Below are 25,121 nucleotides of genomic sequence, written 5' to 3' on the forward strand. Positions count from 1 at the left end.
CTGGTAAGATGCCTCGGCCTGAGGGGGCTGGCCGCGACCATTCACAGATAGGAAGCCGCTGGCCGCTTTCAACCCGCGTCGGGCGGAGAATTTTCATCCTGCGCATCGAACCGGGCCGGACGCGAGAGCAGGAAGGGCAGGCTGGGCGAGGCGATCTTGGTCTGGCCGCCATCGGCGTGGATCAGCGTCACGCGGCCGACCCCTGGCGAGGCCACGACCGCGACCACCGTATCGACCCATTGGTGCAGCACTGCGCGCGAATGGGCGAGTTCGTCGCCACCGGTGCGGGCATCGCCCTCCGCCTCCAACTCGGCCTCCAGTTGCAGCACGCGCTCGGCCGCCTCGCGCGCCTTTTCATTCTTGTCCATGCGTCCGTTCCAGAATTTAGAGTAGGTTTATCCCGATCTTGCCGAAAAATTGGCCGCTTTCCAGATGGCGGCAGGCATCGGCCAGACGGGTGAGATCATAGACCGCATCGACCACCGGCCGGATGCGATGCTGCGCGCAAAAGGCCAGCATCGCCTCATGCTCGGCGCGGTTGCCGACCGAGATGCGGGCGACCGGATGGCCGCCGACATCGGCCAGGTGCCAGCTGAACTCGGACCCCAGCATGCCGATCGCGGCGATCACCCCGCCGGGGTTGATCAGCGATGCGGCGGTTTCCACCTGGCTGGCGCCGACCACGTCGACGACGATGTCGACACCGCGCCCGCCCAGCGCCTGGCGGATCGCCGCCGGCCAGTCGGGATCGGTGCGATAATTGACGCTGATGTCGGCGCCCAGCGCGCGGGCACGCGCCAGCTTCGCGTCGGAGGAGGAGGTGATGGCGACATGGGCGCCAGCCGCCTTGGCAAATTGCAATGCCGCGATCGATACGCCGCCGGTGCCCTGGCACAATATCCATTCGCCCCGCTGGATCGGGCGGGGCAGGAACAGCGCGTTCCAGGCCGTCAGGCCGGCGCAGGTCAAAGTCGCGGCCTCCAGATCGCCGAGCGCGTCCGGCACGATGCACAGGCTTTCGGCCGGAAAGACCGCATATTGACGCGCGACGCCGTCGGCGCTGCCGCCCAGCATCGCCATGCTCGGCTGTCGTCCCTCCAGCCAGCCCAGCGCGAAGATCGGGTTGACCCGGTCGCCCGGCTTCACGCGCGAAACGCCATCGCCGACCGCGACCACCTCGCCGGTGGCGCAGGACAGGGGGACATAGTCGGGTTCCTTGGCGAGACCCGCCATCATGCCGCGGGCGATGATCAGGTCGCGGAAATTGAGCGTCGCCGCCTTGAGCCGCACCAGCGCCTCGCCCGGCCCCGCAACCGGGATCGGCACGCTTCGGATCGCGATCCCCTCAATCCCTTCGCCGCCTTTGGCGACGGCGGCCAGCATGTTCGTCATCGCGCGCTCTCCCTGCTGCCAGCTTGGGCCGATCGGACCGCATTGCAAGCATCGCCGGCCGCATATCGGTGGAGCGAAATCGCTCGGAAAAGCGACGCATTTTCGCGCCTTTTGAGGCGCGGAGGCACATATCGCCGGGGCGAGTTGACCCCCGATGCCCGACGGCCAATGCAGGGGGCACATTCCATAGCCATCGAGGAACCCATGGCAGAGTTGAGCAACGCCCCGGCGCCGAGCCAGGAAGCGCTGGTGGACATCTACCGCCGCATGATCCGGATCGAGCGCAACGACGACGCGATCCGCAAGACCATCCGCCTGGGGCGGCTGGTGATGCCCTATTATTCGGCGCGCGGGCAGGAAGTGATACCCGCGACCATCTCGTCGCTGCTGACCGATGACGACAAGATCTGCACCATCTATCGCGGCATCCACGACATGGTGGCCAAGGACATGCCGCTGCGCCCGCTCTGGGCGGAGATTGCCGGGCGCGTCGACGGCACCTGCAAGGGCAAGGGCGGGCCGATGCACCTCACCCATCCCGAAACCGGGGTGATGGTGACGACCGGCATCGTCGGCTCCTCCATGCCGATCGCCAATGGCCTTGCCTGGGCGGCGAAGCTGGATGGGTCGAAGCGGGTGACGATCGCCTATTTCGGCGATGGCGCGTCGAATATCGGCGCCTTCCACGAGGCGCTGAACCTGGCGTCGGTGTGGAAGCTGCCGGTGATCTTCGTGTGCCAGAATAACGGCTTTGCCGAACATACGCGCTACGAGAATGGCACCTCGGTCGACTTCATCGCCAAGCGGGCGATCGGCTACGGCATGCCCGGCCATACCGTCGACGGCAATGATCCGCTCGCCATGTATGCCGCCGCACATGAAGCGATCACCCGCGCCCGTGAGGGCGAGGGGCCGACCCTGCTGGAGTGTAAGACCTTCCGTTTCCTGGGCCACGTCCTGGGCGACGACGACAAATATATGACCAAGGAGGAAAAGGCCGCGGCGATCGCCAAGGATCCGCTGCCCGCCTTCAAGGCATGGCTGGTGGCACAGGGCCACGCGACCGAGGATCAGCTGGCCGAGATGCAGGCGAAGATCGAGGCCGAGGTCGAGGATGCCCAGGAATTCGGGCTGGCCAGCCCGCTGCCGTCGGTCGATGAACTGCGCCGCGATGTGTTTGCCCAGGAGATGCCCGCATGACGGCCAAGAAGATGAACTCGCTCCAGGCCGTCAATTCGGCCCTCGCCCAGGCGATGGCGGAGGATGACAAGGTGCTGGTGCTGGGCGAGGATGTCGCCGACCGCGAAGGCGGCGGCGTCACCGGCGCGACAGCCGGCCTCTCGACCCGCTTCGGCGACGATCGCGTCAAATCGACGCCGATCTCCGAACAGGCGATCATCGGCGCGGCGATCGGCGCGGCGCTGGCCGGCTATAAGCCGGTGGCGGAGATCATGCTGATGAACTTCACCACCGTTGCCATGGACATGATCTTCAACCATGCCGCCAAGCTGCGCTTCATGTCCGGCGGGCAGAGCACGGTGCCGATCACCATCCGCACCCTGACCGGTGCGGGTTGGCAGACGGCGGGCCAGCATGCCGACCATCTGGAAGGCTGGTTCGCCCACACCGCCGGCATCAAGGTGGTCGCGCCCTCGAACCCGGCCGATTACAAGGGGTTGCTGCTGTCCTGCATCCAGGATCCCGATCCCTGCATCTTCATCGAATCCGCCGGCAGCCTGTTCATTCCGGGCGAGGTGGACGAGGTCGCGACGCCGATCCCGCTGGGCAAGGCGCGGATCGTGCAGGAAGGCACCGACATCACCATCATCTCCTGGTCGTCGCAGGTGCTGCGCTGCCAGGCCGCGCTACCGGCCTTGGCGGAGGCAGGCATCTCGGCCGAACTGGTCGATTTGCGCACCGTATCGCCCTGGGATCGCGAAGCGGTGCTGGCCTCGGTCGCCAAGACTGGCCGCGCGCTGGTGGTGCATGAAGCCGTGCGCGATTTCGGTCCGGGCGGCGAGATCGCCTCGACCATTGCCGAGGAACTGTTCGGCCAGTTGAAGGCCCCGGTCCGGCGCCTGGGCGCGCCCAAGTCGCCGGTGCCCTTCGCCAAGGTGCTGGAGGACGCCTATATCGTCTCGCCCGAGCGCGTGGCCGACGCGGTCAAGGCGCTGATGGCCTGAAGATCGGAAGGCGGCCGGGGCAGCAATCCGGCCGCTTTCTTCTTACCGCCCCGCTTCCCCCACCGGCAGCACCGTGGTGAATTTCGTCACCGACAGGGCGAAGTGGGAGGAGGCGCCGCCGACCGAGGGGTGCTTGAGCAGGTTGCGCATCAGGAAATGCTCATAATCGGCGACGTCGGAGGCCACGACCCGCATCAGATAGTCCCATTCGCCCGACATGAGGTAGCATTCCATGATCTGCGGATGTGCCTCGACAAAGGCGTGGAAGGCGTCGACGCTTTCGCTGGTGTGGCTCTTCATCCGCACGCTGCACAAGATGTTGACGGCATGGCCCAGCTTCTCTGCATCGGCGAGCCGCACTGCACCCTTGAGCACGCCCATCTCCTCCAGCGCGCGGATCCGACGCCAGCAGGAAGGGGCGGTGCTGCCGACCCGTTCGGCCAGGTCCGCATTGCTGAGCGAGGCGTCGCGCTGAAGCTCCGCGACGATGCGGCGGTCGAGTGCATCGAGATTGACGGATTTGTTCATGATATCGCCGATCGGTGAATTGATTTCCCAAAATCCCTTGTAAATCTTGCCCGATTGAAAGGCAATCACGCCCACTCTGTGAGAGATTGGCGTGATGGTAGAGGAGCTTGAACCACCCGCAGGCGCTGCGGCCGACTGGACGATCCCGCAGGCGTGGGACCGGTACAGCGCGGCCGAGCATGCGATGTGGGACACTCTCTTCGCGCGCCAGTCCGCCATGCTGCCCGACCGGGTGGTGCCCGAGTTCATGGCCGGCCTCGACATATTGCGCATCAACCGCCCCGGCATCCCCAATTTCGAGGAACTGTCCGATCGGCTGATGCGGGCGACCGGCTGGCAGGTGGTGGCCGTGCCGGGGCTGGTGCCGGATCGGGTCTTCTTCGAGCATCTGGCCAATCGCCGCTTCGTCGCCGGCCGCTTCATCCGCACGCCTGAGCAGATCGATTATCTGCAGGAGCCGGACATTTTCCACGATGTCTTCGGCCATGTGCCGCTGCTCGCGAACCCGGTCTTTGCCGACTATATGCAGGCCTATGGCCAGGGCGGCCTGCGCGCCGCCGATCTGGGCGCGATCGAGCGGCTGGCCCGGCTCTACTGGTACACGGTCGAGTTCGGCCTGATCCGCCGGCCCGAGGGGCTGCGCCTCTATGGCGCGGGCATCGTCTCCTCCTATGGCGAATCCGTCTTCGCGCTCGACGATCCCTCGCCCAATCGGCTCGGCTTCGATCTCAAGCGGCTGATGCGCACCCGCTATCGCATCGATGATTATCAGCAGAGCTATTTCGTCATCGACAGTTTCGAGGATCTGCTGCGCCAGACGGTCGAGACCGACTTCGCCCCGCTTTATGCGCAACTGGCGGGGCAGCCCGATTTCGCGACCGACGCGATCGCCGACACCGACATCATCTACACACAGGGCACCCAGGCCTATGCCCGTGCCCGCGCAACTGAGGTACTATGACAGACACGACCCTTCTTGCCCCGGCGCCCGGCCGGTCCCTGTTCGGTGCGCTCGATCGCCAGGCGCCCGACGCGCTGTTGGGGCTGATCGCGCAGTATCGCGCCGATCCGCGTACCGACAAGATTGACCTCGGCGTCGGCGTCTATCGCGACGAGGCGGGCGCGACCCCGGTGATGCGGGCGGTGAAGGCGGCAGAAGCGGTGCTGCTGGCCGAGCAGGGCAGCAAATCCTATCTGGGGCCGGAGGGCGACACGGGCTTTGTCGATCTGCTCGCCGCCATCGTTTTTGGTCCGCTGGCCGATTCGGAGCGGATCGCCGGGGGGCAGACACCCGGCGGCACCGGCGCGCTGCGGCTGGGCGCCGACCTCATCGCCCGCGCCCGGCCCGGCGCCACCGTGTGGATCGGCGATCCGACCTGGCCCAATCATGCGCCGATCTTTCGCGAGGCCGGGTTGACGCTGGCGTCGCATCGTTTTCTCGATAGCACGGGCGCGGTCGATTTCGATGCGATGCTTGCCGATCTGGCCGCGGCGCAGGCCGGCGACGTGCTGCTGCTCCATGGCTGCTGCCATAATCCGACCGGCGTGGATTTCAGCGCCGAACAATGGGCGGCGATCGCCGATCTGTGCGCGGCGCGCGGCCTGATCCCGTTCATTGATCTCGCCTATCAGGGGCTGGGCGACGGGCTGGAGGCGGATGCCGCCGCCACGCGGCAGATGCTGGCCGCCGTGCCCGATGCGCTGGTCGCCTATAGCTGCGACAAGAATTTCGGCCTCTATCGCGAGCGTGTGGGGGCGCTGTGGGTGCAGGGGGCCAATGCCGCGCTGACCGCGCTCGCCTTCTCCAACATCGTCGCGCTGGCGCGTGGCATCTGGTCGATGCCGCCCGATCATGGCGCGGCGATCGTCCGCACCATCCTGGAACGGCCGGCGATGCGGGCGGAATGGACGGGCGAGCTGGACCAGATGCGCACCCGCATCAATGCGCTGCGCGCTGCGCTGGCCGCGGCCCATCCGCAGCTGGCCGCCATTGCCGGCCAGCGCGGCATGTTCGCGATGCTGCCGGTCAGCGCCGCCGCCGTCGCCGCGATGCGTGCCGACCATGGCATCTACATGGCCGGCAATGGCCGCATCAACATCGCCGGGCTGCGGCTCGACACCATCCCCGCCTTCGTCGCCGGCCTGTCGCCGTATCTGCCTTCTGCCTGAGGAACCCGTCATGACCATCGATCCCGCCAACCCGCTGGGCCTCAACGGCTTCGAGTTCGTCGAATTCACCTCGCCCGAGCCCGAGAAGATGGCGACCCAGTTCGAGCAACTGGGCTTCACCGCGACGCACCGGCACCCGACCAAGAATATCACCCGCTACAAGCAGGGGCGGATCAACCTGATGCTCAATCGCGACGATGCCGGGCGGGTCGCTGCATTCCGCGGCGAACATGGCCCCTCGGCCAGCGCCATGGCCTTTCGCGTTGCCGATCCCGATGCGGCACTGCGCTGGGCGCTCGACCATGGCGGCAAGCCGACGGACGAGAATGACACGGTGATCCAAGGGATTGGCGGATCCTATCTCTATTTCATGCCCGATGGCGGCGATCCCTATGCCGATTGGGCGGAATATCCCGGCTGGCGGGAAGCGGAGGCGCGCAACAATGTCGGCCTCGACCTGCTCGATCATCTGACCCACAATGTGAAGCGCGGCCAGATGCGGGTGTGGAGCGAATTCTACCGCACCCTCTTCGGCTTCGAGGAGCAGAAATATTTCGATATCAAGGGCAAGGCGACCGGCCTGTTCAGCCAGGCGATGATCGCCCCGGACAAGGCGATCCGCATTCCCCTGAACGAGAGCCAGGACGACAAGAGCCAGATCGAGGAGTTCATCCGCGACTATAATGGCGAGGGCATCCAGCATATCGCGCTCACCACCGCCAATATCTATGACACGGTCGAGCGGCTGCGCGCACGCGGCGTGCGGCTGCAGGACACGATCGAGACCTATTATGAGCTGGTCGATCAGCGCGTGCCTGGCCATGGCGAGGATCTGGAACGACTGAAGTGCAACCGCATTCTGATCGACGGCAATGTCGGCGAGGAGGGCATCTTGCTGCAGATCTTTACCGAGACGATGTTCGGCCCGATCTTCTTCGAGATCATCCAGCGCAAGGGCAATGAGGGCTTTGGCAATGGCAATTTCCAGGCGCTCTACGAATCGATCGAGCTGGACCAGATTCGTCGCGGCGTGATCACCGTCGATGAGTGACGCGCCGCCCCGGATGATGATCGGCTTCGGCAATCATTTTTCGACCGAGGCGGTGGCCGGCGCACTGCCGGTGGGGCGCAATTCGCCCCAGCGCGTGCCCTATGGCCTTTATGCCGAGCAATTGTCGGGCACCGCCTTCACCGCGCCGCGGGCGGAGAACAGGCGCAGCTGGCTCTATCGCATGCGGCCGGCGGCGTCACATCCGCCGTTTGCGCCCTATGATGCTGCAGCCTTGCTGCGCAGCGCGCCGTTCGACGAGGTGCCGCCGTCACCCAACCGGCTGCGCTGGAACCCGCTGCCGCTACCGCAAGGTGACGTTGATTTCATCGACGGCCTCACCAGCTATGCCGGCAATGGCAATGTCGCGGCGGGCCAGGGTTGCGCCGTGCATCTCTACGCCGCGACGGCCTCTATGATCGACCGCGCCTTCGTCTGCGCCGATGGCGAGATGCTGATCGTGCCGCAGCAGGGGGCGCTGCGTATCGTCACCGAACTGGGCGTGATCGATGTCGCGCCGTTGCAGGTGGCGCTGATCCCGCGCGGGGTTCGCTTCCGGGTGGAACTGACCGAAGGCGCGGCGCGCGGCTATGTCTGCGAAAATTACGGCGCGCCCTTCCGCCTGCCCGATCTGGGACCGATCGGCGCCAATGGCCTGGCCAACCCCCGTGATTTCGAGGCGCCGGTCGCGGCCTATGAGGATGTCGAGCGTCCATTTGCCCTGATACAGAAGTTCATGGGCCGCCTGTGGATAACCATGCTGGACCATAGCCCGTTCGACGTCGTCGCCTGGCACGGCAATCTGGCGCCGCTGCGCTATGACCTGACCCGGTTCAACACGATCAACACGGTCAGTTTCGACCATCCCGATCCCTCGATCTTCACGGTGCTGACTTCGCCCAGCGAGACGCCGGGCACCGCCAATATCGACTTTGTCATCTTCCCGCCGCGCTGGATGGTGGCGGAGGACACATTCCGTCCGCCCTGGTTTCACCGCAATGTGATGAGCGAGCTGATGGGCCTGATCCATGGCGAATATGATGCCAAGGCAGGCGGTTTCGCGCCCGGCGGCGCGTCGCTGCACAATGGGATGGCCGGCCATGGCCCGGACCGCGCCAGCTATGACAAGGCGATCGCCGCCGACCTGGCGCCCCAGCGCATTGCCGACACCATGGCCTTCATGTTCGAAAGCCGCATGGTGCTGCGCCCGACGCGCTGGGCGATGGAAAGCCCGCTGCTGCAACCCGATTATGATGATTGCTGGTCTGGCTTCCGCAAGGCCCAGCTTCCCCCGATGAACGAGACCCCATGAGCTATTGGCACATAGACGAAACCCATGATCCCGCCCGCACCAGCTGGGTTGCGAGCGCGCAGGATCATGGCGACTTCCCGATCCAGAACCTGCCCTATGGCCTGTTCTCGCCCGCCGGCGGACCGCCGCGCGCCGGTGTCGCGATCGGCGACGCGATATTGGACCTGGCCGCCTGTGTCGGCGCCGGGCTGATCGATTGCGCACCGCTGCTGGAAGACCAGCTCAATGGGCTGATGGCGCTGCCGGTGGCGGAGCGGGTCGCCCTGCGCCGCCGGATCAGCGCGCTACTGTCGGACCCGGCCCATCGCCCGGCGGTCGAGCCGCTGTTGCACGTCGCGGCGGACTGCACGCTGCACCTGCCGGCGCGGATCGGCGACTATAGCGACTTCTATGTCGGCATTCATCACGCCAACAATATCGGCCGCCAGTTCCGGCCGGACAATCCGCTGCTGCCCAATTATAAATATGTGCCGATCGGCTATCATGGCCGGGCGTCCTCGATCCGCCCGTCGGGCGATCCGCTGGTCCGTCCGCGCGGCCAGCGTAAGCCGCCCGAGGCTGAGGTGCCGGTGGTCGGCCCGACCGCCCGGCTCGACTATGAGCTGGAACTGGGCGTGTGGATCGGCGCCGGCAATGATCTGGGCAGCCCGATCCCCATCAGCGAGGCGGCGGACCATGTCGCCGGCTTCTGCCTGCTCAACGACTGGTCGGCGCGCGATTTCCAGGCGTGGGAATATCAGCCGCTGGGACCCTTCCTGGCCAAGAATTTCCATTCGACCATTTCGCCCTGGGTCGTGACGCCCGAGGCGCTGGCACCGTTCCGCATCGCCCAGCCGCCCCGGCCCGAAGGCGACCCGGTGCCGCTGCCTTACCTCAGCGATGCCGACGATCAGGCCCATGGCGCGCTGGCGCTGACCTTGGAAGTCTATCTCTCGACCCAGGCAATGCGCGACGCGGGCCAGCCGCCGATGCGCCTGAGCCAGGGGCCGGCGAGCAACATGTACTGGACCGTCAGCCAGATCGTCACCCATCATGCCTCCAATGGCTGCAACCTGATGCCCGGCGATCTGCTCGGCAGCGGCACCATTTCCGCCCCGACGCGCGAAGGCTATGGCAGCCTGATGGAGATCAGCAGCGGCGGCCGCGAGCCGATCAGCCTGCCATCGGGCGAGACGCGCTGTTTCCTGGAGGATGGCGACGAGGTGACATTGCGCGCCACCGCGTCCGCCCCCGGCCAGGTGTCGATCGGCTTTGGCGAATGCCGCGCGATGATCGTGCCGGCGCGATGAGCGACCTCATCCTTCATGGCTATTGGCGGTCGAGCGCGAGCTATCGCGTGCGGATCGCGCTGGCCCTGAAGGGCGTCGACTATGCGCAGGTCACCCATGATCTGCGCAGCGGCGCGCAGCGGGCGCCCGACTATCGGGCGCTTGCGCCGCTGGGGCTGGTGCCCGCACTGGTCGATGGCGACACCGTGCTGACGCAAAGCGGCGCGATCCTCGAATGGATCGAGGCCCGCTGGCCGCAGCCGCCGTTGCTGCCCGCCGACCCCGGCGATGCGGCGATCGTCCGCGCCATGGCCGCCATCATCGCCTGCGATATTCATCCGCTCGGCAACCTGCGCGTGTTGCAGGCGCTGCGGCAGGACTTCGATGCCAGCGAGGATCAGGTCCGCGCCTGGATCGCCCGCTGGACCGGCGAAGGGCTGGCCGCGCTCGAAACATTGGTCGCCCGCCATGGCGGCCGCTTCGCCTTCGGCGACAGCCCCAGCTTCGCCGACTGCCATATCGTGCCCCAGCTCTACAATGCCCGGCGCTTCGGCGTCGACCTGACGCCCTTTCCGCGGCTGTGCGCCGTGGACGCGGCGGCATGCGCGCTCCCCGCCTTTGCCGCCGCGCACCCCGATCGCCAGCCCGACTCTGACATATGAGTGTCAGTGACACGCGCCTGTTCGCGACGCCGGCGGGCGTGCGCCTCTGCCCGATCGAGCAGATCGCCGACGGCAAGGCGCGCAATTTCGTGCTGCAGATGCGCGCCGGCCGCTTCCATGGCTTTGCCGTGCGGGATGGCGATCAGGTCAGCGGCTTTGTCGACCAATGCCCCCATGCCGGCCTGCCGCTGGCGCAGCAGCTCGATGATTATCTGACCCCGGATGGCAGCGATATCCGCTGTAGCTGGCACGGCGCCCTGTTTCGCCGCGACGATGGCGTCTGCGTCGGTGGGCCGTGCGTCGGCCAGCGCATTGCGCCCTGGCCGCTCGCCATCGCCGATGGCTGGATTGTCACCGCTGCCCAAAGCGACTAGGAACCGGCCCAGGGACGGCGCTTCGCATCGTCCCGACATGATCGCGCCGGTGCCCCAAGGGGGCTTAAAATGGGAAGGCGGTGCGGATGCCATGGCATCCAAGTCCGCAGCTGTCCCTGCAACTGTGAGCGGCGAGCGTGATGAACAAAGCTGTCCCCGATGCGGGATCAGCAGCCACTGGGCCGGACGCTAAATCCTGCGAGGCCTGGGAAGGCCGTTCCTCCCGCTATGACCCGCAAGCCAGGAGACCTGCCGGCGTTTTGGTCGCTCTTGCTTTGGTCCAGGGGATGGCCGGGGCACGGTGTTCCGTCTGAGCGACAGGTTGGCGGCTGGAGCCGCGCGGTCACGCATCTGCGGGCGAACAAGCGCCCGTCCGCGATGCCGGCCGGCCGTGCGTGCGCGCCCGGTTCGCTCCCGCCCCGGTTGCTCCGGCGCGCGAGTATTTGTCATGGCCAACACTGCATCTGCCAAGATTCCGACCACCGTCATCACCGGCTTCCTGGGCGCGGGCAAGACCACGCTGATCCGCCGTCTGCTGGAAAATGCGAAGGGGCGCCGTCTCGCCCTCATCATCAACGAATTTGGCGATGTCGGCGTCGACGGCGAACTGGTGAAGGGCTGCAACGACGCCGCCTGCCCGGAAGAGGATATCGTCGAGCTGGCCAATGGCTGCATCTGCTGCACCGTGGCCGACGATTTCCTGCCGACCATGACCGCCCTGCTCGACCGGCCGAGCCCGCCCGACCATATCATCATCGAAACCTCGGGGCTGGCCCTGCCCAAGCCGCTGGTCAAGGCGTTCCAGTGGCCCGACATCCGCACCCGCGCCACGGTGGACGGGGTGGTCGCGCTGATCGACGCCGATGCGGTCGCCGCCGGTCGCTTCGCCACGGACGAGGCGGCGCTGGCCGCCGCGCGCGCCGCCGACCCCAATCTGGACCATGACAGCCCGCTGGAGGAATTGTTCGAGGATCAGCTCGCCTGCGCCGACATGGTGGTGCTGAACAAGAGCGACCTGGTCGATGCCGACACGCTGGCGGCGGTCGAGGCGCAGGTCGATGCCGAGACGCGGCCCGGCGTGAAGATCGTTCGCGCCGCCCATGGTGCGGTCGACATCGGCGCGCTGCTGGGCATCGTCGCGGCAGCGGAGGATGATCTTGACGCCCGCCCCTCGCACCATGAGGCGGAGGGCGAGGATCATGACCATGATGATTTCGACAGTTTCGTCGTCGGCGGCGATGCGGTCGCCGATCCCGACACGCTGGTGCAGGCGCTGTCCGCGCTGATCGCCCGGCATGACGTGCTGCGCGTCAAGGGCATGGTCGCGGTCGCCGGCAAGCCGATGCGCCTCGTCGTGCAGGCGGTCGGCCCGCGCATCCAGCATTTCTTCGACCGTCCCTGGCAGGCGGGGGAGGCGCGCCGCACCCAGCTGGTGGTGATCGGCCAGAAGGGGCTGGACCGCGCCGCGATCGAGGCCGACATCCAGGCCGTGCTCGGCTGATGCATCTCCTGTCCGCCACGCCGGGAACGATCAGCGACGGCGAGGAGGCGATCGACCTCGATCAGCCGCCCGGCGACATCGTCATCCTGACCGTGGCGGACAGCGACCTGGCCTGTTTCGCCGCCGCTGCTGCGCGCCTGCCCGATGATGCGCCGAGCGTGCGGCTGGCCAATCTGCTGCAGCTCAAACATCCCTATTCGGTCGATCTCTATGTCGAGAAGGTGATCGCCAGGGCGCGCTTCGTCTGCGTCATCCTGCTCGGTGGCAAAAGCTATTGGCCCTATGGCGTGGACGAGATTGCGCAGGTCGCGCGCGAGCGGGGCATCGCCTTCGCCGCGATCGCCGACGGGCGGGAGGGCGATCCGGCGCTGGACCTTGCCTCCACTGTGCCGGCGGCGATGCGCGAGCAGTTGCGCGACTATCTGCGTCAGGGCGGCACCGCCAATGCTTTGTCCTTCCTGCGCTGCGCCGCCCGGCTGACCGGCGCGGATGCGGGCGAGCCCGATCATCCGCTGCCGATTGCCGACGCGGGCCTCTATCTGCCCGGCCATGACCGGCCCGGCGTGGCCGAACTGCGCGCGACATGGACCGAGGGGCGGCCGGTGGCGCTGCTGATCTTCTACCGCGCTTTGGTGGTCGCCGGCACGCTGAGCGCGGTCGATGCGATGGTCGCGGCCCTTGGCGCGCGCGGCTTCAATGTCGCCGCCGTGCATGTCCGCGCGCTGCGCGAGCCGTTCGTGCGCGACTGGCTTGGCGGGCTGCTGGCCGACATCGCGCCCGACATCATCGTCAATGCGACCAGCTTCGCCGCCTCCTCTTCGTCCGAACCGCGCGTGCCGGGCATCTTGGAACAGGCCGACTGCCCGATCCTGCAGACCGCCTTTGCCGGGGTCGAGGAAGGCAGCTGGCGCGGGTCCGCCCGTGGCCTTGGTCCGCGCGACCTGGCGATGAATGTCGCCCTGCCCGAAGTGGACGGGCGCCTCTTCACCCGCGCCGTCGCCTTCAAGGCGGCCGAGCGGTTCGATGAACGCACCCAGTGCGGCATCGTCGTGCCGCGCGTGGCGCCCGACCGGGTCGCCTTCGTCGCCGATCTGGCGCGCAACTGGGCGGCACTGCGCCGCACTGCGCCGACCGAGCGCCGGGTTGCGCTGGTGCTGGCCAATTATCCCAATCGCGATGGCCGCATTGGCAATGGCGTCGGCCTCGACACGCCGGCCAGCGCCGCCGCGATCCTGTGCCGGCTGGGCGATGCCGGCTATGCGATCGGCGACGCTCCGCGCGACGGCGCCGCGCTGATGCGGCTGATGACCGGGGGCGTCACCAATGACCGGGCGTCGATCGACCGGCCGGGCGAGGCCAGCCTGTCGCTCGATATCTATCGCGCTGCCTTTGCGGCTCTGCCCGACAGCGCGCGTGACGCCATGGTCGATCGCTGGGGGGCGCCGGAGGACGATCCCTTCGTGCGCGACGGCGCCTTTCGCCTTGCCGTCCATCGCTTCGGTCATGTCGCGATCGCGGTGCAGCCGGCGCGCGGTTACAATATCGATCCCAAGAGCAGCTATCATGACCCCGCGTTGCCGCCGCCGCACGCCTATCTCGCCTTCCATGTCTGGCTGGCGCAGGATTTCGGGGCGCAGGCGCTGGTCCATGTCGGCAAGCATGGCAATCTGGAATGGCTGCCGGGCAAGGCGGTGTCGCTCTCGGCCGATTGCTTCCCCGAAATCTGCGCCGGGCCGGTGCCGCAACTTTACCCCTTCATCGTCAATGATCCGGGCGAGGGGACGCAGGCCAAGCGCCGCATCGGCGCCGTTATCCTCGACCATCTGACCCCGCCGCTGACGCGGGCGGAAAGCTATGGGCCGCTCAAGCAGCTCGAGGCGCTGGTGGACGAATATTATCTCGCCGCCGGCATGGACCCGCGCCGGCTCGACCGGTTGCGCCGCGATATCATCGACCTCGCCCGCAGCCAGGGGCTGGACAAGGATGCGGGCGCCGCCGGCGACGATGACGACGCGCTCGCCGCGATCGACAATTATCTGTGCGAGCTCAAGGAATTGCAGATCCGCGACGGGCTGCATGTCTTCACCGCCTCGCCGCAGGGGCGGCTGCGCCGCGACCTGCTGATCGCGCTGGCGCGCACGCCGCGTGGTCTGGATCATCCGGGGCAGGCGTCGCTGCTGCGCGCGCTGGCCGACGATCTGGGGCTCGGTTTCGATCCGCTCGATTGCGTGCTGGGCGCGCCGTGGCACGGGCCGCATCCGGCCGCGCTGGCGGACTTGTCCACAGATGCCTGGCGCACCCATGGCGACATGGTCGAGCGGCTGGAATTGCTGGCGGCGGCGCTGGTCGATGGCGGGGCGCCGGTCGGCCCGGCCAGTGCTGCCGTGCTGGCGGCGATCGCCGATGATCTGGCGCCCCGCGTCGATGCCTGTGGCCCGCGCGAGGCGGCGGCCCTGCTGGCCGGGCTCGACGGGCGCTTCGTGCTGCCCGGACCATCGGGCGCGCCGACACGGGGACGGCCGGACGTGCTGCCGACCGGGCGCAATTTCTTCTCGGTCGATACCCGCGCGGTGCCGACCGCGGTCGCCTGGGATCTGGGCCAGCGATCGGCGCAATTGCTGGTCGACGATTATCTCCAGCGCGAGGGCGACTATCCCCGCGCCATCGCCCTGTCCGCCTGGGGCACGGCGAACATGCGCACCGGCGGCGACGATATTGCGCAGGCGCTGGCGCTGATGGGGGTGCGGCCGCGCTGGGAATGGAGTTCGGGGCGGGTCGTCGGCTTCGAGATGATGACCCTGGCCGAACTGGGCCGGCCGCGCGTCGACGTGACATTGCGCGTCTCCGGCTTCTTCCGCGATGCCTTCCCCGAACAGATCGACCTGATCGACAGCGCCGCCCGCGCGGTGATGGCGCTGGACGAGCCGGACGAGGATAATCCCGCCGCCGCCCGGCATCGCGCCGAACAGGCGGCGCTGGTGGCGGACGGCGCCGATGTGGCGGAGGCCGCACGCCGCGCCGGTGCCCGCGTGTTCGGATCGAAGCCCGGCGCCTATGGCGCGGGGCTCCAGGCGATGATCGACGAGAAGATCTGGCACAGCCGCGCCGACCTGGCGGACGTCTATCTCGACTGGGGCGGCTATGCCTATGGCGCGGGGGTGGAGGGCGACAGCGAACGCAGCCTGTTCGCCACCCGCCTGGCCCAGGCCGATGCCGTCGTCCAGAACCAGGATAATCGCGAGCATGACCTGCTCGACAGCGACGATTATTATCAGTTCGAAGGCGGCATCGCCGCCGCCATCGAACATCTTAAAGGTGCAAAGCCGCTCAGCTATCATAATGACCATAGCCGTCCGGAGCGGCCGGTGATCCGCACCTTGGAGGACGAGATCGGCCGCATCGTCCGCGCCCGCGTCACCAATCCCAAATGGATCGCCGGTGTCATGCGCCATGGCTATAAGGGCGCGTTCGAGATCGCCGCCTCGGTCGACTATCTCTTCGCCTTCGCCGCCACCACCCATGCGGTGCGCGACCATCATTTCGATGCCGTCCACGCCGCCTTCATCGAGGATGAGGCCGTGCGCGCCTTCATGGCCAACGCCAATCCCGCCGCCCTGCGCGAGACCGCTGCCCGGCTGAGCGAGGCGCTGGAACGCGGCCTGTGGAAACCCAGATCGAACAGCGCGGGCATGCTGCTCGCCCAGCTTGCAGGAGAGTGACGATGGTCGAACGCACCGACGAACAGCATGCGGAAAAAATGAAGAAGAAGCAGGCCGCCCATGACAAGATCATGGCGACCAAGACCCAGGAAAAGGGCCTGCTGATCGTCCATACCGGCAAGGGCAAGGGCAAGACCACGGCGGCGCTGGGCATGGTCGTCCGCATGATCGGCCATGGTAAGAAGGTCGGCGTGGTCCAGTTCGTGAAGGGCGCGATGACCACCGGCGAGAAGGCGGTGTTCGATGCCTTCCCCGAGCAGATCGAGTTCAAGCCGATGGGCGAGGGCTTCACCTGGAACACCCAGGATCGCAGCCGCGACATCGCGCTCGCGCGTGAGGCGTGGGACGAGGTGAAGCGCATGGTCGCCGACCCCGATTATGCGATGGTGCTGGCCGATGAACTCAACATCGTGCTGCGCTACGACTATCTACCGCTGGACGAGGTGCTGGCGGTGCTGACCGGCAAGGACGACATGAAACATGTCGTCGTCACCGGCCGCAACGCGCCCGAGGCGCTGATCGAGGCGGCCGACCTGGTCACCGAAATGACCATGATCAAGCATCCCTTCCGCAGCGGGGTGAAGGCGCAGGCCGGCATCGAATATTGATGCAGGCCTTCGATCCCGATTTCTGCGCGACGCTGACGGAATTGCTGACCTGGCGCCGCGACGTGCGCCATTTCCGCACCGATCCGCTGGACGAGGCGGTGGTGCTGGAACTGCTGACGCTGGCGCAACTGGCGCCCTCGGTCGGCAACAGCCAGCCCTGGCGCTTCGTCCGGGTAAAGACGCCAACGCTGCGCGCGACACTGGCCGATCATGTCGATGCCGAACGCGAGCGCGCCACCAGCCAGATTACCGACGCGACCCGGCATGACGCCTATCGCGCGCTGAAGCTGCACGGGCTGGGCGAGGCGCCGGAGATCATCGCGGTCTTCTGCGACGATGCGACATCGGCCGGCGCGGGGCTGGGCGCGGCGACCATGCCGCAGACCCGGCTCCATTCGGTGGTGCTGGCGATCCACACGCTGTGGCTGGCGGCGCGGGCGCGTGGGCTGGCGCTCGGCTGGGTGTCGATCCTCGACCCGGCCTTTGTCGCGCGGACGCTGGCGGTGCCCGACGACTGGACCTTCGCCGCCCTGCTGTGCCTGGGCCATCCCGAAGCGGTCGCCGACACGCCCGAACTGGACCGGCTCGGCTGGCAGGCCCGGCTCGATCCGCTGGCCCAGATCAGCGAACGATGACCAAACCGCCTTTTCGGGGATGAAGCGAGGCTCTACTTCGCCAGTCGGAGGAACTGGCGAGTAGACAGGCACGTTTTTCGAGCCGTCATAAGATAATGACAGGAGAAGAACATGCATAAGAACGGGTCCGTCATTGGCAGCCTATTGGCTGCATCCGCACTTTTTCTGACCAGCACGCCGGCCTTTGCTGGAGATGAGGAACGGGCACTGGCCGCCATCTCCCAGGCACAGGGCAAGATCGACGCAGCGACCAAGCTCAACGCATCGCCCGACCTGCTGTCCCGTGCGCAGGCGTCGCTGCGTCTGGCGCAGGAAGAACTGAAGAGCGGCAAGGAGCAGAAGGCGATCGCGTCCGCCATCGATGCCCAACAGGCCGCCGACATGGCGATCGGCGAGAATAAGCAACAGGCCGACGCCGACGCGCAGATCCAGGCGCAGACGGCTGCCAGCGCGCAGATGCAGGCCGATGCCGCCAATGCCCGCGCCGACGCCGCCGAACGGGCCGCCGCCTCGGCAGCGGCCGATGCCAAGGCCGCGCAGACTTCGGCATCGCTCGCCGCCGCCACTTCGCCGACCACCACCGTGACCACCGAAACGGTCAAGGCCGCACCATCGCGGAGCAGCGCGCACAAGCGCACGACCACCGTGGTCAAGAAGAAGGCCGCACCGACCACGGTTGCGGAACGCACGACCACCACGGTGACGACGCAGAACTAATTATCGTCACATATGCCTGGACGCCCTCTCCCCCAGCGGGAGGGGGCGTTGCTATTGCGGGGCGACCTCGAACATGTCCTCGATCCCCGGCTCCTGTCCCATGTCGTCGCGCTCGGTGGCCTGGCGCGCCCACATGGTGGCGTAGAGGCCGTCGGCACGGACCAGATCGGCATGGCGGCCGCGTTCGACGATGCGGCCGGCGTCCAGCACGATGATCTCGTCGGCATCGACCACGGTCGACAGGCGATGGGCGACCACCAATGTCGTGCGCTTGCGGCTGATGTCGCGCAGCACGGTCTGGATCTCGGTCTCGGTGCGGCTGTCGAGCGCGCTGGTCGCTTCGTCCAGCACCAGTAGCGGCGGGTCTTTCAGCAGCGTGCGGGCGATGGCGACGCGCTGTTTTTCGCCGCCCGACAGCTTGAGGCCACGCTCGCCGACGCGGGTGTCATAGCCCTGGGGCAGGCTCATGATGAAGTCGTGGATCGACGCCGCCTTGGCCGCCGCCTCGATCTCATCCTGGCGCGCGCCCTCGCGGCCATAGCCGATATTATAGCCGACCGTGTCGTTGAACAGCACCATGTCCTGCGGCACGATACCGATCGCGGCGCGCAGCGAGGCTTGCGTCACAGCGGCGATATCCTGCCCGTCGATCGACACGGTGCCGCCCTGGATATCGTAGAAGCGGAACAGGATGCGGGCGATGGTCGACTTGCCCGCGCCCGATGGGCCAACGATGGCGAGGGTCTTGCCCGCCGGCACTGCGAAGCTGACGCCATGGAGGATTTCACGCTCGGGATCATAGCCGAAGCGGACAGCGTCGAAGCGGACGGCGCCGCCCGCCACCTGCAGCGCCGGGGCGCCGGGGGCGTCCGCCACCTCCGTCTCGGTATCGATCAGCTTGTACATCGCCTCCATGTCGATCAGGCCCTGGCGGATGGTGCGATAGACCATGCCGAGCAGGTCGAGCGGGCGGAAAAGCTGCGACAACAGCGTGTTCACCAGCACCACGTCGCCGGTGGAAAATTGCCCCCGGCTCCAGCCCCAGACGGTATAGGCCATCGCCCCGCCCATCATGAGGTTGGTGATCAGCGACTGGCCGATATTGAGCCAGGCGAGGCTGTTTTCCGACTTCACCGCCGCCTTGGCATAGCGGCGCATGGCGGTGCCGTAGCGCCGCGCCTCGCGCTCCTCCGCGCCGAAATATTTGACCGTCTCGAAATTCAGCAGGCTGTCGACGGCATGGGCGACGGCGCTGGTGTCCATGTCCACCATGTCGCGGCGCAGCTGGTTGCGCCATTCGGTGACGAGCCGGGTGAACCAGATATAGAGGGCGACCATGGCCAGCGTCGCGGCGACCAGGCCGGGGCCGAATTTCACCAGGAAGATGGCGCAGACGGCGAGCAGCTCCAGCACTGTCGGCGCGATGTTGAACAGCAGGAAATAGAGCATCGTGTCGATGCTTTTCGTACCGCGCTCGACGATCTTGGTGACGGCGCCGGTGCGCCGGTCGAGATGGAAGCGCAGCGACAGGCGGTGGAGGTGGACGAAGACATCGTCGGCCAGGCGCCGGCCTGCTTCCTGCCCGACTTTCTCGAAAATGGCGTTGCGCAGATTGTCGAACAACACGCCGCCAAAGCGCGCGCCGGCATAGGCGACGACCAGCGCCATGGCGAGGCCGGCGGCCGGCTCCAGCCCCGGCGCCATCCGGTCGATCGCGCCCTTATAGGCAAAGGGCATGGCGAGGGTGACGACCTTGGCCAGCGCGACCAGCGCCAGCGCCACCGCGACACGGCGGCGCAGCGCCGGCGCATCGGCCGGCCAGAGATAGGGAATGAAGCGCCGCAGCGTGGCCCAGGCGGGCGGAAGGGGCGTGGGATCGGGCGTGGCTGGGGGCATTTGTCGCTATTTAGGGCATGACGGGCGGCAATCCAGTGGCGCGGCCATCCGGCCGACCACGCAAAAGCGTCCCTTGTTGGAGATGATCCGCTTAACTTCGCACATTTCCCGCACATTCTGACATTTTCTTGCGCCCCGCCGATCCTATCGAAAAGTCGGCAACCGGGTGGCAAGGATAGCAAAGCGGGCTGCTGTAGGACAGCATCTTGCCCCGATACGGCGCCCATGGCAGGCTTCGCCTCCGTCATCCTTCCCCGACAAGGAGCACGGCATGGAACCCTTCAGCGTAGCATTGGCCCCCGAACGGTTGTGGCAGGCGATCAATCCCCTGACCTGGACGCAGAGCGGCGGCCAGGTCGGCCTCATCAATATCGCGCTCGGCCAGACGGCACGCCCGGACATTGAGCGCACGGTGCTGAACGAGGTCGGCAGCTATGGCCGGCAGATCGGCCGGATCGGCGATGCACTCGAAGTGCTGATCCGCCATTTCGAGATGAAGGATCTGCCGCAGGCGGAGCGCGATGCGCTGACGATCCTGATGGGCCAGCTGGCCGAGGTCCGCAAGGTGAAGGCGCGCGAACGGGAAGGGTGAAATGGGGTTGGAACAAGGCATAGCCCCTCCCTTCCAGGGAGGGGTTGGGGTGGGTTGCGAGCGTAGCGAGCTTCTGCCCTATCGATCGTAGACCGCCGCTGCGCGGCGCACCCACCCCCGGCCCCTCCCTGGAAGGGAGGGGAGTAGGGAACAGCCGCTTCTGCTCGAAACCTGCCAATCCCCACAGGCGTCATCCTGACGACAGTCAAGATCCATTCTGCACTGCGCCAGATAGGGCTTGCTGAATGGATTCCGGATCAAGTCCGGGATGACGACGAGGGAGAGGGCAGCATTGGGCCGTCAGCCATCAATGACGGGAGATAGTTGCTTCCGCTCATCCTCAGCAATGTCGCGCCGGACTTGATCCGGTCGCACGGGTGGCCGTCATCGCCCACCGCTTTCCTATTCGCTCCGTCTCTGGTCTACCCTTGGCGATGCGACAGCGCGTTCCTTCGTCACCCCACCTTCTCCTCCCGGCGCCTGCTCGGTGCGCAACCGGTGCGTGGGTGTCGCGTCGGCGGCGCGCGACAGGGGCAACCAAGGCGCGGCGCGATGACCCACCCCCTGTTGGAAGTGACGCGTCCTCGGTGCGCGACCGGCGCGTCGCAGGGGCAAAGCCGGCGCAAAAGGCCCCGAAAGCCCGTTTACACTGTGAACTTCGGGAGAGGCGTCTTCTATCGGCCCTGGCGCAGGATTGCCGGCGCCTCCCGCCATGTGCCCGGCGCGATGTCGTCGATCGTCCAGTCGCCGATGCGCCAGCGGACCAGGCGCAGGGTCGGCAGGCCGACCGCCGCGGTCATGCGGCGGACCTGGCGATTGCGGCCTTCGCGGATGGTGAGGCGCAGCCAGCAATCCGGCACGCTCTTGCGGAAGCGCACCGGCGGGTCGCGCGGCCAGAGCGCGGGATCGTCGATCCGTTCGACTTCGGCCGGCAGGGTCATGCCGTCCTTCAACTGCACGCCGCGCCGCAGCGCCGCCAGCGGCGCATCGTCGGGGTCGCCCTCCACCTGGACCAGATAGGTTTTGGGCATCTTGAAGCGCGGGTCGGCGATGCGCGCCTGCAACCGGCCATCATCGGTCAGCAGCAGCAGCCCCTCGCTGTCGAGGTCGAGCCGACCGGCGGGATAGACGCCGGGCACGTCGACATAGTCGGCCAGGGTCGGGCGCGGCGGGCCGGTGCGCTCGTCGCTGAACTGGCAGAGCACGCCATAGGGCTTGTTGAGGAGGATCAGTCGTCCCATGCGTCGTCCTCCTCATCGTCCTCGCCCATATCTTCGAACGCGATGCTGCCCTGATTGTGGAGCAGCACCAGCAGCGCGATTGCGGCGGCGTCGCCCGCCAGCGCCGGATCAAGCTCCAGCGTCTCGTCCGCGCACAATTGCTGCGCCAGCGCCGCGCAGGCGCCGGTGCAGTCATGCGACGCGCCATCGACGAACAGCATGATGGCCTCTTCCGCCCGGACGAAGGCGAAGCGGCTGGCCGGATTGCGACGCAACGGCGCGCCTTCCGCCACCAGTGCCTGCATCGTGGCCGGGTCGATCGCTTCCTCGGGCGCCCAGTCGATCTCGGGATATTTGCGGGTGCTGCTATATTCGCCGAACCAGCGGGCAAAGCCGGCCGGATCGCCCAATTGCTCCAGCACCATCGCCTGCAACCGGGTCAGCGCGGCCGGCGCGATCTCGCCGGGATTGGCCTGGCGCGCCAAAGCGGGGTCGGCATAGCGGTCATCCTCGCCAAGCGCTTCGAGCAGCCGGTCGGTCCAGCCCTCGATCAGTTCGCTGCGCGCGGGCGCGCGGAAGCCGACCGAATAGGTCATGCAGTCGTCGCCCACCGCGACGCCATCATGGGCGATGCCGGGCGGGACATAGAGGATGTCGCCGGGCTCCAGCACCCATTCGTCGGTCGCGTCGAATTCGGCCAGCAGGCGCAGATCGGCATGGGGGCGCAGCGGGCTGTGATCGTCGCACGCCTGGCCGATGCGCCAGCGACGGCGGCCCGCGCCCTGGATCAGGAAGACGTCATATTGGTCGAAATGCGGGCCGACGCCGCCGCCGTCGCTGGCATAGCTGACCATCACATCGTCGATCCGCCAGTCGGGGATGAAGCGGAACGGGGCGATCAGCGCCGCGACATCGGGCGCCTGATGATCGACCGCCTGCACCAGCAAGGTCCAGGGGCTGGCGCCGAGCGCGGCGAAGCGATCCTCGGCCAGCGGCCCCTGTTCCATTTTCCAGTCGCCGTCCGCCTGCACCACCAGCCGCGACTCGACGCCCTCCTCGCAGGCGAGGCCCGCCAGTTCCTCGGGCGCCAGCGGGTTGGTCCATTGCGCCCAGGGATTGCGGATCAGCAGCGGCTTTTGCTGCCAATAGTCGCGCAGGAACAGGTCGATATCGAAATCATGCAGATGCATCGGGGTCTCGCCGGGAAGGGGCGGCGCGCGGCGCGCGCCTGCCATCGGCCCGAACCCTTGCCCCTGTGCCCTGCCAATGTCAAAGCAGACGGGACCGGATCGGCAGGAGGGGCGGCATGGCCAGGCTGTTGGGGGCGATAATGGCGGGCGGACGCGCGACCCGCTTCGGCAGCGACAAGGCAGCGGCGCTGCTCGACGGGCGGCGGCTGATCGACCATGCGATCGCCGCGCTGTCCCCCCATGTCGCCGCGATCGCAATCTGTGGCCGGGCCGAGGAAGGGCATCTGAGCCTGCCCGACCGGCCGGGGCCGGACATGGGGCCGCTGGGCGGCCTCAACGCCGCGCTGCATCATGCGCAGGCCCATGGCTTTGACGGCGTGCTGACCAGCGGCTGCGACATGCCCTTCTATCCGGCCGACCTGCCCGCGCTGCTGATCGGCGAGCAGGCGGCGATCCTCGACGGGCAGCAACTGCTCGGCTGGTGGCCCGCCGCGCTGGCGCCCGAACTGGACGCGCATCTGGCGGAGGATAACAACCGGTCGATCCGGGGCTGGCTGGCGCGGATTGATGCGCGCACCGTGACGCTGCCGGGGCTGGTGCTGCCCAATATCAATCGGCCGGATGATCTGGCCGCGATCCGGCGCGATCGGGGGTAGCGCTCCCATTTTTTGCGGCGAGATGCGAAAAACACTTGTCCCCCCGCGCCATCCTGCCATTGTCCGGCGCGTCGGATGCGGGGAACGGGGATTCCCATGCACCGGACAGGGGCAAGGAGGGGTGCATGGATCTGGTCCATGTCGGCGCGGCGTTGGCGGTGCAGATGGTCGTCATTCTTGGCGCCTGTCGCCTGTCCGGCTGGCTGGTCGGCCGGTTCCTGCGCCAGCCACGGGTGATCGGCGACATGATCGCGGGCATCCTGCTTGGTCCCTCGCTGCTTGGCTGGCTGGCGCCGCAGGCCCAGGCGCTGCTCTTCCCGATCGAAACCCGGCCGCTGCTGCAGTTCGTCGCGCAGGCCGGCATCGGCCTCTACATGTTCCTCGTCGGCCTCGGCTTTCGCCGCGCGCATTTCCATCTTCAGGCGGGCAGCGCCGTTGCGGTTTCGCTGTGCGGCATCATCGCGCCCTTCCTGGGCGCGGTGGCGCTGACGCCCTGGCTGTCGGCCATGGGGCTGTTCGGGCCGACGGTCACGCCGTTCGAGGCGACCCTGTTCATCGGCGTCGCCATTTCCATCACCGCCTTTCCCGTGCTGGCGCGGATCATCCGCGAACGGGGGCTGGGCGGCACGCCGCTGGCCGCGCTGGCGCTGTCGGCCGGGGCGATCGACGATGCGATCGCCTGGTCGATCCTGGCGATCCTGCTCGCCTGCATCGGCGCGGACGGGATGATCGCGGTCCGGGCGCTGGGCGGCGGCGGGCTGTTCGCGATCGTCATGCTGTTCCTGGGCAGTCGGCTGCTGGCGCCGCTGGCTCGCTGGGCAGAGCGGGAAGGGCGGGTCACGCCGGCCATGCTGCTGGTCGTGCTGCTGCTGTTCGGCGGCTGCGCCTGGGCGATGGACATGGCCGGGCTGCATGCCGTGTTCGGCGGCTTCCTGCTGGGGGTGGCGATGCCGCGCGGCATCCTGTCGCAGGGGCTGGCCCGCAGGCTGGAGCCGACGACCATCGGCCTGCTGGTGCCGATCTTCTTCACCGTTTCCGGGCTCAATACGCAGGTGACGATGGTGAGCAGCCTGTCGCTGGCACTGGTTGCGCTGGCGATCCTGGCGGCATCGATCCTGGCCAAGGGGGGCGCCTGCTGGGCGGCGGCGCGGCTGACCGGGCAGGACAATGTCACCGCGCTCGCCGTCGGCGCGCTGATGAATGCGCGCGGGCTGATGGAATTGCTGGTCATCAATATCGGCCTGCAGCGCGGCATCATCGGGCCGGAACTGTTCGCCATGCTGGCGCTGATGACGATCGTGACGACGATGATGACGGTTCCGGCGATCGACCGGCTGGCGCGCCGGAAGGGGCTTGGCGGCCCGATTGCCGACGGGCCGGACGATGACCCCACCGCGCGCGCCGTCGCGACGCCCGGCGCCGCCTGACCGATGCAGTGCCCCATCCTGTTT

General features: G+C 67.4%; 23 protein-coding genes and 1 riboswitch. Of the genes, 17 read left to right on the forward strand and 6 right to left on the reverse strand.

Going from position 1 to position 25,121, the window contains the following annotated elements; all coding sequences use genetic code 11:
* Window positions 1-68: 68 nt before the first annotated feature.
* On the reverse strand, window positions 69-368 hold the full coding sequence (locus CG471_RS17270) for a hypothetical protein (protein ID WP_004209488.1): 300 nt from the start codon (window positions 366-368) through the stop codon (window positions 69-71).
* 16 nt (window positions 369-384) lie between these two features.
* The gene (locus tag CG471_RS17275; RefSeq protein ID WP_099232653.1) at window positions 385-1,392 is read right to left on the reverse strand and encodes an NAD(P)-dependent alcohol dehydrogenase; all 1,008 of its coding nucleotides are present in this window, start codon (window positions 1,390-1,392) and stop codon (window positions 385-387) included.
* A gap of 204 nt (window positions 1,393-1,596) precedes the next feature.
* Between CG471_RS17275 and CG471_RS17280 the strand changes: the two genes are divergently transcribed.
* Complete coding sequence (locus CG471_RS17280; RefSeq protein WP_026108932.1) at window positions 1,597-2,592, forward strand: thiamine pyrophosphate-dependent dehydrogenase E1 component subunit alpha; 996 nt, start codon at window positions 1,597-1,599, stop codon at window positions 2,590-2,592.
* On the forward strand, window positions 2,589-3,575 hold the full coding sequence (locus CG471_RS17285) for an alpha-ketoacid dehydrogenase subunit beta (RefSeq protein ID WP_099232654.1): 987 nt from the start codon (window positions 2,589-2,591) through the stop codon (window positions 3,573-3,575). The genes CG471_RS17280 and CG471_RS17285 overlap by 4 nt, the downstream gene beginning before the upstream one ends.
* 42 nt (window positions 3,576-3,617) lie before the next feature.
* Here the strand turns inward: CG471_RS17285 and CG471_RS17290 are convergent, their stop codons facing one another.
* Window positions 3,618-4,103, reverse strand: a complete 486-nt coding sequence (locus tag CG471_RS17290) for an Lrp/AsnC family transcriptional regulator (protein WP_004209492.1) — start codon at window positions 4,101-4,103, stop codon at window positions 3,618-3,620.
* A gap of 94 nt (window positions 4,104-4,197) precedes the next feature.
* On the opposite strand from CG471_RS17290, the gene phhA reads away from it, so the two are divergent.
* The 12 genes from phhA (at window position 4,198) to CG471_RS17350 (ending at window position 18,116) form a co-directional block, all read left to right on the forward strand.
* Window positions 4,198-5,064: a phenylalanine 4-monooxygenase gene (gene phhA, locus CG471_RS17295; protein ID WP_099232655.1), complete on the forward strand. Its 867-nt coding sequence runs from the start codon at window positions 4,198-4,200 to the stop codon at window positions 5,062-5,064.
* Window positions 5,061-6,272 carry an amino acid aminotransferase gene (locus CG471_RS17300; protein WP_099232656.1) on the forward strand — a complete coding sequence of 404 codons (1,212 nt, stop codon included), beginning with the start codon at window positions 5,061-5,063 and terminating at the stop codon, window positions 6,270-6,272. The genes phhA and CG471_RS17300 overlap by 4 nt, the downstream gene beginning before the upstream one ends.
* A 10-nt stretch (window positions 6,273-6,282) precedes the next feature.
* Entirely contained in the window at window positions 6,283-7,323 is a 1,041-nt protein-coding gene (hppD, locus tag CG471_RS17305) for a 4-hydroxyphenylpyruvate dioxygenase (RefSeq protein ID WP_099232657.1), read from the forward strand.
* The gene (hmgA, locus tag CG471_RS17310; protein WP_099232658.1) at window positions 7,316-8,632 is read left to right on the forward strand and encodes a homogentisate 1,2-dioxygenase; all 1,317 of its coding nucleotides are present in this window, start codon (window positions 7,316-7,318) and stop codon (window positions 8,630-8,632) included. The genes hppD and hmgA overlap by 8 nt, the downstream gene beginning before the upstream one ends.
* Complete coding sequence (gene fahA / locus CG471_RS17315) at window positions 8,629-9,921, forward strand: fumarylacetoacetase (protein ID WP_099232659.1); 1,293 nt, start codon at window positions 8,629-8,631, stop codon at window positions 9,919-9,921. The genes hmgA and fahA overlap by 4 nt, the downstream gene beginning before the upstream one ends.
* Complete coding sequence (gene maiA, locus CG471_RS17320; protein WP_099232673.1) at window positions 9,918-10,562, forward strand: maleylacetoacetate isomerase; 645 nt, start codon at window positions 9,918-9,920, stop codon at window positions 10,560-10,562. The genes fahA and maiA overlap by 4 nt, the downstream gene beginning before the upstream one ends.
* A complete protein-coding gene (locus CG471_RS17325) occupies window positions 10,559-10,936 on the forward strand; it encodes a Rieske 2Fe-2S domain-containing protein (RefSeq protein WP_099232660.1) in 378 nt (125 codons plus the stop codon). Before maiA ends, CG471_RS17325 begins: the two co-directional genes overlap by 4 nt.
* Window positions 10,937-10,966: 30 nt before the next feature.
* Window positions 10,967-11,208: riboswitch (cobalamin riboswitch) on the forward strand.
* A gap of 176 nt (window positions 11,209-11,384) precedes the next feature.
* A complete protein-coding gene (cobW, locus tag CG471_RS17330; RefSeq protein WP_099232661.1) occupies window positions 11,385-12,437 on the forward strand; it encodes a cobalamin biosynthesis protein CobW in 1,053 nt (350 codons plus the stop codon).
* Entirely contained in the window at window positions 12,437-16,156 is a 3,720-nt protein-coding gene (cobN, locus tag CG471_RS17335) for a cobaltochelatase subunit CobN (protein ID WP_099232662.1), read from the forward strand. Before cobW ends, cobN begins: the two co-directional genes overlap by 1 nt.
* Window positions 16,157-16,158: 2 nt before the next feature.
* Window positions 16,159-16,764 (forward strand): cob(I)yrinic acid a,c-diamide adenosyltransferase, encoded by a 606-nt coding sequence (gene cobO / locus CG471_RS17340; protein WP_099232663.1) that lies wholly within the window; start codon window positions 16,159-16,161, stop codon window positions 16,762-16,764.
* The gene (gene bluB, locus CG471_RS17345) at window positions 16,764-17,399 is read left to right on the forward strand and encodes a 5,6-dimethylbenzimidazole synthase (RefSeq protein WP_099232664.1); all 636 of its coding nucleotides are present in this window, start codon (window positions 16,764-16,766) and stop codon (window positions 17,397-17,399) included. The genes cobO and bluB overlap by 1 nt, the downstream gene beginning before the upstream one ends.
* 111 nt (window positions 17,400-17,510) lie before the next feature.
* On the forward strand, window positions 17,511-18,116 hold the full coding sequence (locus CG471_RS17350) for a hypothetical protein (protein WP_099232665.1): 606 nt from the start codon (window positions 17,511-17,513) through the stop codon (window positions 18,114-18,116).
* 51 nt (window positions 18,117-18,167) lie between these two features.
* Here CG471_RS17350 and CG471_RS17355 read toward each other — a convergent pair whose 3' ends face one another.
* On the reverse strand, window positions 18,168-20,012 hold the full coding sequence (locus tag CG471_RS17355; protein ID WP_099232666.1) for an ABC transporter ATP-binding protein/permease: 1,845 nt from the start codon (window positions 20,010-20,012) through the stop codon (window positions 18,168-18,170).
* Window positions 20,013-20,283: 271 nt separating this feature from the next.
* Between CG471_RS17355 and CG471_RS17360 the strand changes: the two genes are divergently transcribed.
* Complete coding sequence (locus tag CG471_RS17360) at window positions 20,284-20,604, forward strand: hypothetical protein (RefSeq protein ID WP_099232667.1); 321 nt, start codon at window positions 20,284-20,286, stop codon at window positions 20,602-20,604.
* A gap of 674 nt (window positions 20,605-21,278) precedes the next feature.
* On the opposite strand, the gene CG471_RS17370 is transcribed toward CG471_RS17360, so the two are convergent.
* Window positions 21,279-21,845, reverse strand: coding sequence for a pseudouridine synthase (locus tag CG471_RS17370; protein ID WP_099232668.1), 567 nt, complete (start codon window positions 21,843-21,845; stop codon window positions 21,279-21,281).
* Window positions 21,833-23,059, reverse strand: a complete 1,227-nt coding sequence (locus CG471_RS17375; protein WP_099232669.1) for a cupin domain-containing protein — start codon at window positions 23,057-23,059, stop codon at window positions 21,833-21,835. The genes CG471_RS17370 and CG471_RS17375 overlap by 13 nt, the downstream gene beginning before the upstream one ends.
* 71 nt (window positions 23,060-23,130) lie before the next feature.
* Here CG471_RS17375 and CG471_RS17380 point away from each other — a divergent pair, with 71 nt between their 5' ends.
* Together CG471_RS17380 and CG471_RS17385 are read left to right on the forward strand one after the other, a co-directional pair.
* Window positions 23,131-23,670 (forward strand): molybdenum cofactor guanylyltransferase, encoded by a 540-nt coding sequence (locus CG471_RS17380; RefSeq protein WP_099232670.1) that lies wholly within the window; start codon window positions 23,131-23,133, stop codon window positions 23,668-23,670.
* A gap of 125 nt (window positions 23,671-23,795) precedes the next feature.
* Window positions 23,796-25,097, forward strand: a complete 1,302-nt coding sequence (locus CG471_RS17385; protein ID WP_099232671.1) for a cation:proton antiporter — start codon at window positions 23,796-23,798, stop codon at window positions 25,095-25,097.
* Window positions 25,098-25,121: the final 24 nt, after the last annotated feature.

Origin of the sequence: Sphingobium sp. IP1 (genome assembly GCF_002708645.1) — a bacterium.
Classification (GTDB): domain Bacteria; phylum Pseudomonadota; class Alphaproteobacteria; order Sphingomonadales; family Sphingomonadaceae; genus Sphingobium; species Sphingobium yanoikuyae.